Source organism: Spirosoma jeollabukense (assembly GCF_054777855.1).
On record NZ_BAAHAD010000002.1, the window covers coordinates 505,702 to 522,388 of the forward strand.

At 49.8% G+C, this 16,687-nt stretch carries 14 protein-coding genes; 8 read left to right on the forward strand and 6 right to left on the reverse strand.

Annotated elements, in window-relative coordinates; translation table 11 throughout:
• Positions 1 to 37: 37 nt before the first annotated feature.
• From ACYVEA_RS10480 to ACYVEA_RS10490, 3 genes are all read right to left on the reverse strand, one after another.
• A complete protein-coding gene (locus ACYVEA_RS10480; protein WP_461113375.1) occupies positions 38 to 2,401 on the reverse strand; it encodes a gliding motility-associated C-terminal domain-containing protein in 2,364 nt (787 codons plus the stop codon).
• A gap of 89 nt (positions 2,402 to 2,490) precedes the next feature.
• Positions 2,491 to 3,123 carry a DUF4126 domain-containing protein gene (locus ACYVEA_RS10485; RefSeq protein WP_461113376.1) on the reverse strand — a complete coding sequence of 211 codons (633 nt, stop codon included), beginning with the start codon at positions 3,121 to 3,123 and terminating at the stop codon, positions 2,491 to 2,493.
• 44 nt (positions 3,124 to 3,167) lie between these two features.
• Positions 3,168 to 4,652 carry an ATP-dependent DNA helicase gene (locus tag ACYVEA_RS10490; RefSeq protein WP_461113377.1) on the reverse strand — a complete coding sequence of 495 codons (1,485 nt, stop codon included), beginning with the start codon at positions 4,650 to 4,652 and terminating at the stop codon, positions 3,168 to 3,170.
• Positions 4,653 to 4,807: 155 nt separating this feature from the next.
• Here ACYVEA_RS10490 and ACYVEA_RS10495 point away from each other — a divergent pair, with 155 nt between their 5' ends.
• From ACYVEA_RS10495 to coaD, 4 genes are all read left to right on the forward strand, one after another.
• The gene (locus ACYVEA_RS10495; protein WP_461113378.1) at positions 4,808 to 5,245 is read left to right on the forward strand and encodes a CBS domain-containing protein; all 438 of its coding nucleotides are present in this window, start codon (positions 4,808 to 4,810) and stop codon (positions 5,243 to 5,245) included.
• A 115-nt stretch (positions 5,246 to 5,360) separates the two neighbouring features.
• Entirely contained in the window at positions 5,361 to 5,879 is a 519-nt protein-coding gene (locus ACYVEA_RS10500; protein ID WP_461114069.1) for an NUDIX domain-containing protein, read from the forward strand.
• 68 nt (positions 5,880 to 5,947) lie between these two features.
• Positions 5,948 to 6,838, forward strand: coding sequence for a DUF3822 family protein (locus ACYVEA_RS10505; protein WP_461113379.1), 891 nt, complete (start codon positions 5,948 to 5,950; stop codon positions 6,836 to 6,838).
• 74 nt (positions 6,839 to 6,912) lie between these two features.
• The gene (gene coaD, locus ACYVEA_RS10510) at positions 6,913 to 7,416 is read left to right on the forward strand and encodes a pantetheine-phosphate adenylyltransferase (protein ID WP_461113380.1); all 504 of its coding nucleotides are present in this window, start codon (positions 6,913 to 6,915) and stop codon (positions 7,414 to 7,416) included.
• Here the strand turns inward: coaD and ACYVEA_RS10515 are convergent.
• Positions 7,394 to 8,110 carry an NUDIX hydrolase gene (locus ACYVEA_RS10515; RefSeq protein ID WP_461113381.1) on the reverse strand — a complete coding sequence of 239 codons (717 nt, stop codon included), beginning with the start codon at positions 8,108 to 8,110 and terminating at the stop codon, positions 7,394 to 7,396. The two genes, coaD and ACYVEA_RS10515, sit on opposite strands and share 23 nt — an antisense overlap.
• Positions 8,111 to 8,227: 117 nt before the next feature.
• On the opposite strand from ACYVEA_RS10515, the gene ACYVEA_RS10520 reads away from it, so the two are divergent.
• Together ACYVEA_RS10520 and ACYVEA_RS10525 are read left to right on the forward strand one after the other, a co-directional pair.
• Positions 8,228 to 9,517: a hemolysin family protein gene (locus tag ACYVEA_RS10520; protein ID WP_461113382.1), complete on the forward strand. Its 1,290-nt coding sequence runs from the start codon at positions 8,228 to 8,230 to the stop codon at positions 9,515 to 9,517.
• Positions 9,518 to 9,581: 64 nt separating this feature from the next.
• Positions 9,582 to 9,938, forward strand: a complete 357-nt coding sequence (locus ACYVEA_RS10525) for a hypothetical protein (RefSeq protein ID WP_461113383.1) — start codon at positions 9,582 to 9,584, stop codon at positions 9,936 to 9,938.
• 4 nt (positions 9,939 to 9,942) lie between these two features.
• Here ACYVEA_RS10525 and ACYVEA_RS10530 read toward each other — a convergent pair whose 3' ends face one another.
• Positions 9,943 to 11,703: an ABC transporter ATP-binding protein gene (locus ACYVEA_RS10530; RefSeq protein ID WP_461113384.1), complete on the reverse strand. Its 1,761-nt coding sequence runs from the start codon at positions 11,701 to 11,703 to the stop codon at positions 9,943 to 9,945.
• Between the two features lie 203 nt (positions 11,704 to 11,906).
• Here ACYVEA_RS10530 and ACYVEA_RS10535 point away from each other — a divergent pair, with 203 nt between their 5' ends.
• Together ACYVEA_RS10535 and ACYVEA_RS10540 are read left to right on the forward strand one after the other, a co-directional pair.
• On the forward strand, positions 11,907 to 13,238 hold the full coding sequence (locus ACYVEA_RS10535; RefSeq protein WP_461113385.1) for a Gfo/Idh/MocA family protein: 1,332 nt from the start codon (positions 11,907 to 11,909) through the stop codon (positions 13,236 to 13,238).
• Between the two features lie 7 nt (positions 13,239 to 13,245).
• Positions 13,246 to 14,505 (forward strand): DUF2264 domain-containing protein, encoded by a 1,260-nt coding sequence (locus ACYVEA_RS10540; RefSeq protein WP_461113386.1) that lies wholly within the window; start codon positions 13,246 to 13,248, stop codon positions 14,503 to 14,505.
• A gap of 64 nt (positions 14,506 to 14,569) precedes the next feature.
• Here ACYVEA_RS10540 and metG read toward each other — a convergent pair whose 3' ends face one another.
• Positions 14,570 to 16,636 (reverse strand): methionine--tRNA ligase, encoded by a 2,067-nt coding sequence (gene metG, locus ACYVEA_RS10545; protein ID WP_461113387.1) that lies wholly within the window; start codon positions 16,634 to 16,636, stop codon positions 14,570 to 14,572.
• Between the last annotated feature and the right edge of the window lie 51 nt (positions 16,637 to 16,687).

Genomic DNA, 16,687 nt, shown 5'->3' on the forward strand with positions numbered 1-16,687 from the left:
ATTGCCCAATTGGGTGAACCATCCGGGGTTTGGCTATTTATAAAACCATGAGCGTACCCTCCTGTTCGGGTTGATCTGGTGTTGGACGGATAATAAAATGATACACACCTGAACCAACGCGCTTGCCGTGGTAGGAGCCATCCCAGGGCTTTTTGTAAGGTGATTCCTGAAAAATCAATTCGCCCCAACGGTTGTAAATGCGGACACTACACTGCGGAAACGCTTCGATACCGGTAAACGTCCAGGTGTCATTCACACCGTCGTCATTTGGGCTAAATGCCGTTGGCACAAATAAGCCGGGTAATACGTCAATCAAAACTTCGTCTGATACAGGGCAAATACCGTCGGTTAGTACCGTTAATCGATACGTAGTGGTTTGGCCCGGCCGCACCGTTAGCGATGATGCGTCGCTCTGTTGTGTTGCCCCGGCGTTGGGTTCCCACTGATAGGAGAAATCGGGGCCGACCGGACCATCCAGCTTTATGGTGCTGCCTGCATGTATGCGTTGATCCGGACCGAGATCAACCCTGGGTAGGCGTAGTACAGTAACGTAGCGGCTAGTGTCGCCCGCGCAGCCGAACGAATTCGTCAGGTGGTATTGAATGAGGTGTTTACCAACACCGGCCGTGGCTGGATCGAAGCGATTATTGACCACGCCATCCCCACTAAATATACCGCCCGGTGGTGATGCCGCTAGAGGCAATGCAGGAACTGTTGGGCCGCAAAATGGTGGCAGTGAATCCAGTACTGGTTTCGGACGAGGATTTACATGCACCGTTGCTGAGGTAAGGGTACAGTGAGTGGTGTCTGTTACCGTAACGGCATAATCGCCAGCGGTTGCCTTTGCTAAAAAAGGGCTTCTATTGATGAAAGGCGTTCCATTACGTACCCAGTCGTACTGAAGTCGGGTGGTGTCACTGCCAGTTGTTACCCGAAGGGCGTTGCCTTCGCACAGGGTTTGACTGCCATTTGCCGTCAGCGTTGCCTGCTGTAATTGTCCTTTCTGCACCATGACGGAATCGAGAGAAGTGCAGTCGGTGGTTGTGTTATAAATCTTCAACCGATACAAACCGGGTTCTGACACTGTATACGTAGGATCTGTCGCACCGACGATATTGGTACTGCCCCTATCCCATTGATACCGAAAATCAGGCTGTTGGTTTGCCGTAAGAACAAGGGGGCGGCTAGGGCAAAACAACGTATCCGGCGACGTGATTTTCGCAGGCGAGGACGGTTTCAGGATGAGCTTGAACGGGTCGGAAATGGAGTCTCGGGTGCAGATGATGGCAAAGCTCTTGATAACTGTGTAAGTGCCTGGTTCAAGGGCTTTTAGTATGGGTTTATTTTCGCCGGGAAGGTTATAGCCGTCGTGTTGCCATTGATAATTATACGTAGTGTCGGTGTCTGTTTGAAGCTGTACGGTACTCCCTTGACAAAATTCGATGGGTGAATGCCTGACGGGGTTAATCGCAACGAGAGTAGGTTTGGGCGGTACTTTGGGCGCACAGTCGACCACCAAAATCTGGTGATCGCGCCGGACTTCGCCGATCTTTACACCCTGCCGGTATTCTTCGCACAGGACGGTGAAAACGAATAAGCCCAACCGGTCGGGTTTGACGGTCAATACGCCCGACGAGCGATCAATACCCAAAGGTGGGTTACCTGTAATCGCCTTTTGAGCCGTAAAGCCGGGCGTCCAGACAAGCAGCCGATATAGGGGCGAATTGGGTGAATTATTGAAGCCAGCGGGTTTGTAAATATTGTCGTTGTAAGGCGTCGTAAGCGAATAACGCAGCTCATCACCATCGGCATCGGTGGCCCGAAACGCTAATGAAAATGGCTTATTTACGCAGATGTACTCGGCGTTAGGCGTCAGGAAAACAGGGGATGAATTTCTGAATGGCGCCCCATTTTTAATCAGGGGCGGAAAGGAGAGGTAATAGATCATACCCGAGGATTCGGGATTTCTGACATTAACTACGTTGCTATTTCGACAGCATTTCTCCCAAACTACGTAGTAACCTGCCGGATCATTAAAACGATTAGGATCAAGTTGAACGAGGGCCGTATACCGTACTTCGGACGTTTGCAGGCCGCGGGTTCGGGCACAGGCCGGATTGGCATATACCAACAACAATTTTCGAACAAGCTTCAGGGTATAATCACCCATTAATTGATCATTCCGAGTCCGAAAGACCGACAGGATAATGCTGGGTTCGATGACTGCATCGGGGCTTTTGCTGGCGTCGTCGATATATAAATTCAGGCTTAACTGAAACAGGCCTGATTTGTCGGTAGCAACAAATTCGATATTACCGCCCGCAATGTGCGAAGCCCGGACGGTCTGGTGTAAAAGTATCCAGAACAACAACCAACTCAATAGCCACACGACCTTTTTCATCGTCGCTTCTCACCAAACGTAATGATGTTTGAAACCAGGTATGAGCTAGACCTGTATGGCAAATAAAAGGTTGTAATCCCCGTAAACTACTACATTCGACCGTTGCTGCTGCGAGGAATCTGGCTAATTGAATTACCGCCCTGTTTGGTAGGCCGGGTAAACCAGACTTTTCGGCGGGCTATCAATCGTCCGATAATAAAGAGCATCACAAGGCCGATAATGACGATAGCAATCAGGGGCAAAAAGATAGTGAAAAGTGATAAACCAAAGGATGCTATGTTCTCGCCCGTCGCTACCACCGGATTGGCGACACCGCCCGTCGTAAGGGTAGAACCCATTCGAAGTAAACTAGTACCCGCCTGTACAATCCCCGCCGAACCGCCACCCAGAATCAAACCGAGTCCCCACTGTAGCACTGGCGTGTCGATGTGAAAAAATGATGTACTAACCAACGTACCGGCCATAATGGAGGCTGGTGTGGCAAGGGTATCCAGAAAATTGTCGAGCCAGGGAATGTAATAGGAGCCGATCTCGAAGATCGTTGCCACCGAAAGGCCAATCAGCGCGGGCCATTCACTAAGCCACTCAAAGCCAGCCATAGTACCAACAAAGCCAAGTTTAGTGGCTACACTGGCGATGAGCAACGGTACAAATACACGAAACCCGCAGCACGCGGCTAAGCCAACGCCAATGCAGGCACTCATAATCCATTCGAGAGACATAGCTTTGCTTTTGTAAACCCTAACCCATTTTAGGCTAGTAGGGTTTAGCCAAAAAACTGTGAATTGAAATTCATCAGAAAGGCTTCGTCTGTTGCACGGGTCAATGCGGTATAAAGCCAGCGAACAAATTCCTGATTCACTTGCCCATCGGGTAGAAAGCCCTGATCCACGAATACCGCGCTCCACTGTCCGCCCTGCGCCTTATGACAGGTGAGCGCGTAGGCAAATTTGACCTGCAATGCGTTCAGATAAGGATCTCGACGGATGGCTTCCGAGCGTTCTTTCTTGCTTTTGATGTAGAAATAATCCTTCGCTACGCTCTCATACAAGGCTTTGTACTGGTCTGCGGTTAGCGACGGCACCGGCGTATGCAACGTATCGAGCATGATTTTAGCATCGAAATCGGGCTGTTCCTCATAATCGATCAGGCGCAACGTAACGGTCGCGAATCGAAACCCGTGCATCTCCTCTTTGTTGCGAATTTTCTGAACTTCGGCAAATTCACCATTCGCCAGAAAACCAGCCGGGGAGTCTTCATCCAGGATCGTGTAATTGTTTCGGGCAATCATCAGCATATCGCCCGTGTCGAGCTCTTCCTCACACTGATCGATCATCCGCCGGACGAACTGATTGTATTGCACCGCCGTTTTGTTTGAGCGGCAAATAATAGCCGTATTCTCACGACCGTATTTGTCGTAGGCGTAGCGAATCCCATCTTCCAGTTTCGTCAGCGGCATTTTATAAATGTCGCTGAACGAGTGGACATTTAACCGGATGTCGGGTACGTCGGCAGAGGGCGTGGTTGAATGGTCATTTACCAGCGCATCGAAGCCGACGAGTTTGGGGGCACTGTCGCCGAGCAGCATCCGCAAGCCGGTCGCGTTGTAAAGAATACCGGACTCTTCGTCCTGCCGCATGACTTCAGTCAACTCCTGCTCATACACGGTCATATCGAACGCACTGGCGAGAAAGCCCCGATCCAGCGCCGGGCTCAATTCGCGGCCAACGGGCGGTAACTGAGCCGTGTCGCCCACTAGTAAGAGTTTGTTGCCAGGATTCTCGAATACGTAGTCAATCAAATCTGTCAATAGACCTTTGCCGCCGAAATCTGCTTCGTCAGAAATCATGGAAGCCTCATCGACAATGAACAGCGTGTCTTCGTGGTAATTTTTCTGCCGCTGAAAAGCCAGCGATCCCGGTTCGGGATCGGCTACCTGACGATAAATTTTTCGGTGAATTGTCTGCGCAGGTTTCTTGGCGTAATTAGTCATAACCTTGGCGGCCCGACCAGTGGGCGCCAGCAATACCGACTTATACCCAAAGCGGGGCAGCACTTTTATGAGGGTTCCGACCAGCGTAGTTTTACCGGTACCGGCATACCCGCGTAGCAAAAAGCAATCGCGGTAATGTTCAATTTCTTGGGGGGTGATGAACGTGCCTATTTGTTCGAAAAACTGTTCCTGACCGGGTGTAGGCTTAAAAGGGAAGCGTTTGGCCAGCAAACTGGCAGCCGTTTGGGTATCGTTCATGCATCTAAATTACAAAAAAAGCAGCAAAGAAAAAAGGTAAAAAAGTTAGCTGTGTCAACAGGGATTTATACTATATTTTCTTTCTTTCCCTACTTTTCTTTCCTTCCTGCTCCTTTTTTCCTATTTTCACCCACCATCTTAATCCTTTCAGCCAAATGAACATACGTCAAATACTCCAGGGAAAATCTATTAATGCGCTGTACAGCGTTTCGTCCGATCAAACTGTGCTGGAAGGACTCCGGGTTATGGCTGACAAGAACATAGGGGCTTTGTTAGTTGTCGATAAAGGGGTACTGACCGGAATTTTCTCCGAACGCGACTATGCCCGTAAGGTAATCCTGAAAGATCGCCACTCCGACGATACGCGTATTGCTGATGTTATGACAGCGAACGTGATCACGATTGAACCCGAACAAACGTTGGAAGATTGTATGGTTATTATGTCGGATCGCCACATTCGTCACTTGCCCGTTATGGAGCGGGGGGAGCTGATTGGCATTATTTCCATTAATGACGTAGTAACCGCTATTATCCGGGATCAGAAAGTACGCATTGATTCTCTCGAGAGCTACATTTCAGGCAGCCCGTATTGATTGATATAGGAAGTATGATGTAGGATATATGACTGGTAACCGATGCCACATACATCCTATATCATACCTCATACATTAATTCCTATCTTTGCGTCTTTCTATCATTTTTAATATCGTGACGCAGGTAGTAGATGTAGACAAGCCCCGCGAAGAGGTGCTGAAATTATATGGAAACAGGCTGCGGCTTCGGGTCTGCGGCCTGTATCGCGAAGATGACCGTCTGTTGATGGTCAGACACCGGGGCATTGGGCCAACGAATACGTTCTGGTGTCCACCGGGAGGGGGCGCGCAATTTGGCGAAACAGCGCCCGATGCACTGATTCGGGAGTTTATGGAAGAAACAGGTCTGGAAGTTGAAATCGGCCCCATGTTGTTCGTAAACGAATTTATGCAACCGCCCCTCCATGCCATGGAACTGTTTTTTAATGTACAGGCAACGGGTGGTTCACTACGGCAGGGCATCGATCCCGAAATGAGTCTTGATGGGCAGATAATTGAAGATGTCCGTCTGATGAGTTTCGAGGAAATTAAGCAGTACCCACCCGAAGAAGTGCATGCCTTGTTCCGATATTGTCAGTCGCTTGACGATGTGTTTCAGCTACGAGGGTACTTGGCCAAACATAATTACAGCTAAATTAGCGACAGCCCGCTTTTTATAGGATCAGATCTCCTTTTTTACGTTAACCGTTAGTTTCCAAAGCTTTGCAAACCGCTGTGACCCTCGCGCCCACCGTAACGATACGTTCCAACTCGTTCGACCCTGCCCATACTGAAAAATCGGTGCTGTGTCTGGAAGTTGGACGGGACCGCCTTCGGTTGCTGGTGCAGGATGCGGCTGGACGGGCATTGTGTCTTGAGGATTATGCATTCCCATCCCTACTGACCGAGCGGCCCTTAACGAGTGTATTGCCCGATGTCTTCCGGAATCATGCCGTACTGGCCGCCGGACCCTGGCAGGAGATACGTATTGGCGTCAATTCGCCCTCGTTTACGCTGGTACCTAAACCACTTTTTCGGAAAGAATACGCGGGTAGTTATCTGGCTTTCATGCGGGGAAGTTCGCTACCGGCTCACGAGTTTGCTCAGGTGTATGACCATGAGACTGAGGGTTTTCTGTCAGTTTTTAATGTAGAGCACCAACTCGTTGATTATTTTTCGGAAGTATATCCGCTTCAGCCGTTAAGGTACGTCCATCAAATTAGTGCCCTGCTTCAGGCTACCGCCGAGCTGGATCGCCACACACTGACGCCCGATTCAGTCTATCTTTATTTTGAAGACGAGTATGTTACAATCCTATTCCGCAAAGCGCACAAACTACAGTACTGCAATCGATTCGGGTATAAAAATGTGCAGGACCTGGTTTACTACGTCTTGTATGCGCTGGACGAGCAGCAACTGAGTATCGACACCGTACACATTGCCCTCTATGGAGAGATTACTCCGTTTGCTGAAGCCTTTACGGAGTTGAAGCGGTTTCTTCCGCACCTTTCTTTTGGACATGCACCCGCTGGCCTATCGCTGGCCGCTGAATTTAACGACCTTCCCGATCATCGCTACTTAAGCTTGTACGGCCTCGGTTTAATGAGCGAATGAATTAGCGAATTAGTGATTGTGTGAGTAGGTTCGTCCCGAAATTCGCCAAATCACTTATTTACTCATTCCAACGTATGAAGCGTATTGCCCTGTTTCCTGGTTCATTTGATCCATTTACGAAAGGCCACGAAGATATTGTACTACGTGGCTTACGCTTATTTGACGAAGTCGTGATCGGTATTGGGCGCAATGCCCGAAAAGAGCGCTACTTTCCGCTGGAGCAGATGATCAAATTAATTGAAGGTGCCTTTCAGCATCATCCTGCCGTACGGGTTATGAGCTACGAAGACCTCACGGCTAACGTAGCCCGGGAAATTGGTGCAACGTTTCTGCTACGTGGCCTGCGTAATACCACCGACTTTGAATATGAAAATGGAATTTCACAGGTTAACCGCTACGTATATGAAGACGTTGAAACGGTGTTCCTGATTACATCGCCTAATCTGGCCCCTATCAGCTCGAGTATTATCCGCGACCTTCACCGGTATGGACAGCCTGTCGATACGTTTCTCCCCTATGCCTTAACCAGTACGGCCGTGAATCCTGTTGCATCGCCTACTGACTCACCGGCTGATTGACCGCATCAATGACGTATCGGATTGAGCTGAACGAGTTAGTGAGGGCAAGCTTCGTCTCTTTCTGATCTAACCAGGCCAATTTTTCAATGTCTTCTTCGGTTTGAGGAGCCATACGACTATCATCCAGCACCGTCATCCGATACCATTTGGTACGCTTCAGAATACGGTTTCCATTAAGGTTGTAGGTATGCCAGGTTGTGCAAATACGTTCGCCCAGGGCTGCCCGGACGCCGGTTTCCTCCTGCACCTCGCGAACAGCGGCCTGTCTCGAGGATTCGCCATCATCTAATTTACCCTTTGGTAAATCCCAAACACCCCGCCGGAACATAAGCAGCATTTTGTTGCCTTTAATGACGACGCCACCCGCAGCTTTAATAATCTTGAATGGCTTTTTCATGGCTTCTTCGCAGGCTTCCTTATCAAGACACCCTAACGTAACCGATAGCAGCGGCTTGGCATTGGTTTTCTGAAGTAAAGCAAGCAGTTTTCCAACGGAGGATGGTGTAGCGTTGAGCACCAGCAAGTGACCATGTAAAGCATCTTCTTTTAGTGCCTCCAGACGGGCATCGACAATATGATCATAGTCGATGTATGCCTGACGATTAGCCGGAATACGACCTATTGGGGCAATTAATTGAGAAGCAGCTTTAGGGCCAACGAGCTTTATAGGGCGGTCGTTAATGAAGACAATCATCGGGACAAGAGTGTTTCGAAGCGTAAAAGTAGCAAAACTGACGTTCTGCGCACGAACGAACCTATTAGAAACAAGTTCAGTTTCTTTATTTTTGCACCAGGCCAATCATATCCCTTTGTGGAACTTCTTATAATAGTACTCCTGACACTGTTGAACGGGGTGTTCTCCATGTCAGAAATCGCTCTAGTCTCATCCCGTAAATCAAAGTTAGAATCAGCTGCCAAGAATGGGGACCGCCAGGCACAGGCTGCACTGGATTTATCCAACTCGCCCAATCGATTTCTGTCAACCGTACAGATCGGCATCACATTGATCGGTATTTTGCTCGGTATTTTTTCCGGTGATACGTTAACCACCGATGTCCAGAACTTTGTTGGTCAGATTGACCTGATACGTCCTTACGCACACACGGTTGCCGTAGTGCTGGTGCTGCTATTTCTGACCTATTTCTCGCTCGTGTTTGGCGAACTGGTCCCCAAACGTATCGGGCTTTCAAATCCCGAGGGCATTGCCAAAACCATGGCTGCGCCCATGAATGTGCTGTCCAAACTGACCTCTCCCTTCATCGCTTTACTCACAATTTCAAGTGATTTGTTGCTTAAAGTCTTGAATGTTAAGCCCAACGAAAGTGCCGTAACGGAAGAAGAAATTAAAAGTTTAATTCAGGAAGGTACGTCGGGGGGGGCCATTGAGGAAATTGAGCAGGAGATTGTTCAGAACGTATTCCAGCTTGGCGACCGTAAAATAACATCTCTGATGACCAACCGGCAGGAAATTGTATACCTTGATTTAGAGGACGATCTCGCCGAAAATAAAGCCCGGATTCTGGAGCATAAGCACTCCGTTTATCCGCTCTGTAATGGAGGTGTTGATGAAGTTGTGGGCTTAATTTATACGAAAGATTTTTTAGGCAAAGACCTGGATACCGAGCTGGCGCGCCTGAACGACATGAAGCGTGACGTGCTTTTCATTCCTGAAAACAATAAAGCTTATCAGGTACTTGAGCGTTTCCGGGAGCGCCGGCAATATGTTGGTGTCATTGTTGACGAATATGGTGGTGTGCTGGGCGTGATTACGCTTAATGATATTCTGGACGTACTGGTGGGCGACATCAACGACGATATCCATTCCGATTATGAAATTCGGGAGCGCGAAGACGGCAGCTTTTTGATTGATGCCCAATTGCCGTTCGAAGATTTTTTATCGTATTTCTCGATCAATATCACGGCACAAGCCCGACGTGACCTGACTGGTTTTGACACGTTGGGTGGTTTCGCGCTCCACATTCTGAAAGACATTCCTCAAACGGGCGAAACGTTTGTCTGGCATACGTATCGTTTTGAGATCATGGATATGGATAAAAGCCGAATTGACAAGATTCTGGTAAAGAAATTTGCTGAAGAATAAAGGTTCCCAGCAAACAGCCTGGCCATAATATCAGTTATAGCTGAAATCAAACGCATCGATACCTATGCGATATTTCAGCCCTGATCCCAGCGAATTGACCAGCAGCGATTCAAATCGTCGGTCCGCCGGTGCGGTGCCAACCGGCATGGAAAACGATCCGAATGCCGATGAGGAAGTAATCAACCAGGAGGCTGGAGAGCAATATCCTGAATCTGTCAAAAAAGAGGAACACCCAGCCGAAGATACCCCGGCGAAACTTGCTCCCGATAATTTAGCGGATTCGATTGCTTATGCTCTGGATGGCACTGGCCCCGGCCCAATGAATGAAAAGCCCAATGTTTCCGGACATAAAGTGATTACCGAAGGAGTTACCGGTGCTGGCCTTGAAGACGAGGAAGAAAACCTTCGCTCACTGCTTTGACCCATTACACCACTTCCTTGTATTGCATCCGGTAGAGGTTGGCATAGAAGCCTTCCTGTTGAAGCAATTCTTCATGATTGCCTTGCTCAACAATACGTCCTTTGTCAACGACGATGATGTTGTTGGCTTTTTGGATGGTTGATAGCCGGTGGGCAATCACGACGGCAGTACGTCCTTTCATGAGTTTGCTGATTGCATCCTGAATCATTTCCTCGGTTTCGGTGTCAACCGATGAAGTCGCTTCGTCGAGAACGATAATTTTGGGGTTTTGCACCATCGCCCGTACGAAGGAAATCAACTGGCGCTGTCCAACCGAAAGCGTTGAACCACGTTCCATGACGTTGTACTCGTATCCGCCCGGCAATCGTTCAATAAAATCGTGAACGCCAACCAGTTTGGCCGCTTCAACGATTGTCTCCCGGCTAATGCTCTTGTCGCCCAGCGTAATGTTGTTCTCGATGGTGTCTGAGAATAGGAAAACGTCCTGTAGGACAACACCGATGTTCCGGCGAAGGTGGCCGAGTTCGTACTTGTGGACATCAATCCCATCAATCTCGATTTCCCCTTTATTAATATCGTAAAACCGGCTCAACAGGTTAATAATGGACGATTTGCCCGCGCCGGTTGCCCCTACGAAGGCAACGGTTTCGCCTGCTTTCGCTTTGAAGGAAATGTCGCGTAACACCCAATCTTCGTTATTATAGGCAAACCAAACGTTCTTAAATTCAACTTCTCCTTTGATCGCCGTTGGCGCGAACGTACCGTTGTTAACCGTAAATTCGTCACTGTCCAGCAGCTTCAGAATCCGGTCGGTGCTGACGATGCCCATCTGAAGCGTGTTAAACCGGTCGGCCAGCATCCGGATAGGACGGAAAAAGAGGTTGATGAACATGACAAACGCCGTGACAGTACCGAACGTAACGTCCGAATTGACGATCTGCTTGGCGCCATACCAGACCACTAAACCAACGGCAACGGCCGAAATAATATCGGCAACGGGGTAATAAACCGAATAATACCAGATGGAACGGATGTTGGCCTGACGATGCTCGTCATTGATAAGCCGAAATTTCTCCGCTTCAATTTTTTCGCTGCCAAATATCTGGACGATATTCATGCCGGTGATGTGTTCCTGCACAAACGAATTCAAGTTCGCGACTGCCGTACGCACTTCATTGAACGATTTTTTGATCTTTTCTTTGAAGACATATGTACTGAACAGCATCAACGGAATTGTAGACAGACTGATAGCGGCTAGTCTCCAGTCGGTATAAAACATCACACCGATAATCAGGATCAACTGCAGGATATCCCCCGCAATGGCGGCCATGCCTTCGCTGAACACGTCGGCCAGGGTTTCTACATCCGAAATGGAGCGCGTCACCAGGCGGCCAATGGGCGTATTATCGAAAAACTTAAGCCGGAGATGAAGAATCTTTTGATATAACTGTACCCGAATGTCGCGAATGACGTACTGGCCCAACCATCCCGACAGATACGTATTGGAAAACTGCACAATTGCCTGCACTACCAGCACGCCAATCATGATGACCAGCATCAGTGTGAGCTGTTGGTAATTCCCTTGTGCAATGACATTGTCGATGGTGTAGCGGATGAGCAGTGGTGCCAGGGGCGCCAGACAGGCCGACAGCAAAATGATGCCGATCAGGGAATAAAAGCGTGCCTGATACGGCTTTACAAACGCATAGAGCCGTCGGAGGATGGCCAGATCGAAAATTCGGCCGCTTTTTTGTTCTTCGTTCACAGGGAAACTTAATAATGGCGAGTTCAGAAGTGTAACAGTGTTTTTAAGACGAACGTTTCAGTTTTTGTCTTGGCGACGATAACATATAGCTTGCTCCAGGCTGCCTCTGCGGTGGGCCGTTTCCTGTATCAGCCAGACAACCAATTGAGTAAAAATGTCGCTCGTTGTCGCTTTCTTGACTAATCACCTGCATAACCATCGTCATGAACCGCCGACAGTTTGTTCAGAATACCGCCGTTGCCGGACTCGCAACGCAGATTTTACCCTTTCCAATTTATGGGCGAAATGCGCCAAGTGAAAAAGTTATCATTGGCTTGATTGGCACACAGTCGCGGGGAAGCTGGCTGGCAGGACTCTTCTCGAAATTGCCCGGTGCTGAGGTTGCTTACATCTGCGACGTAGAAGACGGCGCTATTGCCAATGGTTTAAAGGCCGTTGAGAAAGCGGGGCAAACGCGCAAACCAACGGTTATTAAAGATCTTCGTAAACTGCTGGAACAGAAAGACCTTGATGCCGTAGCCATCGCTACCCCCGATCACTGGCATGCCCCAGCGGCTATTCTGGCGTGCTCGGCTGGCAAGCATGTGTATGTTGAAAAACCCTGTGGCCATAATCCGCAGGAAGGCGAGTGGCTGCTGGAAGCTGCCCGGAAACACAAGCGGATTGTGCAGATGGGAAGCCAGCGCCGGTCGTGGCCAACGCTCCAGCAGGCACATAAAGATATTCGGGATGGGGCAATTGGTAAGCCGTACTTTGCCCGCGCCTGGTATTACAACAACCGGAAATCTATTGGGAACGGCAAACCGATTGCAGTGCCTGCGACGCTGGACTGGAATCTGTGGCAAGGCCCAGCGCCCCGAAAAGGCTATCAGGACAACGTAGTGCCCTATAATTGGCACTGGTTCTGGAACTGGGGCACGGGTGAAGCCTGCAACAATGGTACCCATGAAATCGACTGCTGCCGCTGGTTGATGGGGCTGGAGTTTCCAACGAAAATCACCTCGTCGGGCGGCCGGTATGCTTACACAACCGACGACTGGCAAACGCCCGATACGCAGGTGGCCTCGTTTGAATTTGGCAACAAAGCCACCATTACGTGGGAAGGATTGAGCTGTCAGGGATATGGTCCCGAAAAAAGCGGTCGAGGCTTTACGATTTATGGCGATAAAGGCGTTTTGTCAGCTCCCGAAAGTGGTCCTGCCTATCAAATCTTGGATCTGGGCGGCAAGCTGATTAAAGACGTAAAAAACGACGAACCCGCCAATGCCGCCACCAATACGGTTAGCGCGGGTGGTGAACGCTTAGATGCCTATCACTTGACTAATTTTCTGGAAAGCGTTCGGGGAACGGCTAAACCCAATGCCGATATTGCCGAAGGACACAAGTCGGTCCTGCTGTGCCACCTGGCCAACATCTCTCAACGTACAGGCATTATTCTGCACACCGACCCAACAAATGGCCATATTCTTCAGGACAAAGAAGCCCTGAAGTTGTGGAGTCGGGAATATGAAAAAGGCTGGAAACCCGTCGTGTGAGATGAGCATGAAACGGCGGACATTTGCCCGATTGGTTGCTGCATTGCCGGTTAGCTTGCGCGTTGATCCGAGCGAAGCAATCAGCCGGGTTTCTCAACCGGCTATACGTAGTGAAGTCGCGAACGATGAGCGAGCGTACTGGCTTCAAACGCTATTGAAAGTTGCCGATCCCGTTTTGAAGGCGCTGGCACAGAATATGTTAAAAGCCACGATGCCCATTGAGTGCGCTCCCGATCAACAGGCTAGCCGTCTGGCGGTATCGCATCTGGAAGCCCTGGGCCGGACGATGGCAGGGCTGGCTCCGTGGCTGGAATTAAACGCCGACGATAACGTAGAGGAAGACCTTTTACGGCAGCGTTATCTGGATTTATCCCGCCAGGCAATTGCCAATGGTGTTAATCCGCAATCGCCCGATTATCTGAACTTTACGAAAGGGGGGCAGCCGTTGGTGGATGCTGCTTTTCTGGCGCATGGCCTTGTCCGTTCGCCGAAGCTATGGCATGCCTTGAGTACAACCGAACAGGCCAACGTAGTGAAAGCGTTGCAGTCGAGCCGGGTGATTAAGCCGGGCTATAGCAACTGGTTATTATTCACGGCGATGGTCGAAGCGGCTTTGTTAAAATATACCGGTTCAGGCGATGAAGTGCGGATGGATTATGCCATTAAACAGCATCTGGCCTGGTACAAAGGCGACGGCGCGTATGGTGATGGCCCCGATTTTCACTGGGATTATTACAACAGCTACGTTATCCAGCCCATGTTGCTGGACGTAGTAAAAACGCTTACGGAAGCTGGCAAGGCAGAAAAAAGCTTGTACGGAAGCTTGCTGACGCGAGCCCAACGGTACGCCATCGTGCAGGAGCGACTTATTAATCCTGATGGCTCATTTGCAGCTTTCGGGCGATCGCTGGCATACCGGTGTGGCGCGTTTCAGTTACTGGCTCAAATTGCTTTACAGGGAAACTTGCCGCCGGAATTATCACCTGGGCAGGTGCGTTCGGCGTTGACCGCTGTGATTCATCGGACAATGGACGTACCGGCTACGTTTGATGCGAAAGGCTGGCTGCAGATTGGCTTGTGCGGACACCAGCCCGGCATTGGCGAAACCTATATTTCTACAGGTAGTCTGTACTTATGTTCAGTAGCGTTTTTGCCGTTGGGCTTACCCGTATCAAACCCATTCTGGTCGGTACCAGCGGCCGATTGGACGGCCAAAAAAATATGGTCGGGGCAAAATGTGCCAACCGACCACGCAATTAGGGAGTAGTCAAACAAAGCCGGGCGATTCATTTGGAATGCCCGGCTTTGTTTGACTAGTATGTATGGTTTTATTAGGAAACCGTTCCGCCGTTCCAGACAGAATCACCGGGAGCGATAAGCGCCAGTTTGCCATCCCGGTCTTCAGCCATCAAAATCATGCCCTGCGACTCGAAGCCCATCATTTTACGAGGAGCCAGGTTCGCCAGGAAAGTCACCTGTTTGCCGATGATCTCTTCGGGAGCGAAGTGCTTGGCAATGCCACTCAGAATCTGCCGACCACCCAAACCGTCGTCTACTTTCAGTTTTAGCAGTTTATCACTTTTCGGAACACGTTCGGCTTCGGTAATGGTGCCGATACGGATGTCCATTTTGGCAAAATCGTCGTACGTAATTTCACTACGTAGTTCCGGTACAGTCTTGACTTCTAATTCATTCATTCGTTTAGCATTCAATAATTTCTGAATCTGTTTATTGATCTCGTCGTCTTCAATTTTGGCGAACATCAAGTCGCCAGGACCGGCTGGGGCCTGTCCCAGCACGTGGCCTTCAATCAACAGGTCAGCCCGGCCCGCGTTCGTCCAGTTGAAGTGCTCGGTGATATTGAGTTGAGTCCGTAGTTTTTCGGCGGTGAACGGCAAAAATGGTTCGCAAACAATGCTCAGGTTAGCCGTAATCTGTAAGGCGATATTCAGGATGGTATGCGCTCGCTGCGTATCGGTTTTAATAACTTTCCACGGCTCCGTTTCGGCCAGATATTTATTGCCTAGACGAGCCAGATCCATCAAACTTACCAGTGCTTCCCGGAATTTATAGTTGGCAATTGACTGCCCAATTCGGTCAGGAAACAGCGCCAGTTCATCCAGCACTTGTTGATCGTAGGCCGTGAGTTCGTCGAGCAATGGTACGTGTCCGTCGGCCATTTTATGCGTTAGCACAACTGCCCGGTTCACGAAATTTCCCAGAATACCAACGAGTTCAGAGTTATTTCGGGCCTGAAAATCTTTCCAGGTAAATTCACTGTCTTTCGTTTCGGGCGCGTTGGCCGCCAGCACGTAACGTAGCACGTCCTGCTTACCCGGCAACTCGTCCAGATATTCGTGGAGCCAGACCGCCCAGTTGCGCGACGTACTGATTTTGTCGCCTTCCAGGTTCATAAATTCATTGGCGGGTACGTTGTCGGCCAGAATGAAACTTCCCTCGGCCATCAGCATCGCCGGGAAGATGATGCAGTGGAAGACGATGTTGTCCTTGCCAATGAAATGCACCAGTTTGGTGTGCTCGTCGCGCCAGTATAGTTCCCAATCGCGGCCTTGCTCGGCGGCCCATTCTTTGGTCATGGAGATATAACCAATGGGCGCGTCGAACCAGACGTACAGCACTTTGCCTTCAGCATCGGGCAGAGGAACCTTAATGCCCCAGTCCAGATCGCGGGTCATGGCGCGGGGACGTAGCCCTTCTTTCAGCCACGATTGGCACTGCCCAAATACGTTCGTTTTCCATTCGGGATGGCTGTTAACGTAATTTTCAATCTCGGGCTGCATCCGATCCAGCGGCAAAAACCAGTTTTTGGTCGAACGCATAACCGGCTTGGAACCCGACAGTGTCGAATGCGGCTCAATCAGTTCAGTAGGACTAAGGGCCGTGCCGCAGCGCTCACACTGGTCGCCGTAGGCATTGGGGTTTCCACAAACGGGACAGGTGCCCACGATGTAGCGGTCGGCCAGAAACTGTCCGGCGACCTCATCGTAATACTGTTCCGTTACCTCCTCAATAAAATCACCTTTTTCGTAAAGTTTTGTGAAAAATTCCTGCGATGTTTCGTGGTGAATCTGGTTTGAGGTGCGCGAATAAATATCGAACGAGATGCCGAAGTCGCTGAACGCCTGTTTGATCTGACCGTAGTATTTATCGACAACTTCTTTGGGCGTAATGCCTTCTTTTTTGGCTTTAATCGTGATTGGGACGCCATGCTCATCGGTGCCGCTGATGAAAGCGACATCCTTGCCTGTTGAACGGAGGTAGCGTACGTAGATATCAGCGGGCAGGTAACAACCAGCAATGTGGCCGATGTGAATCGGTCCATTGGCGTAGATCAGTGCCGCCGTGACGGTATAGCGTTGTGGGTTTTCGAGGGACATTTCAGTAGTCGTTAGTCGTCAGGTGACAGTCAATAGGTATAAACGCTACCG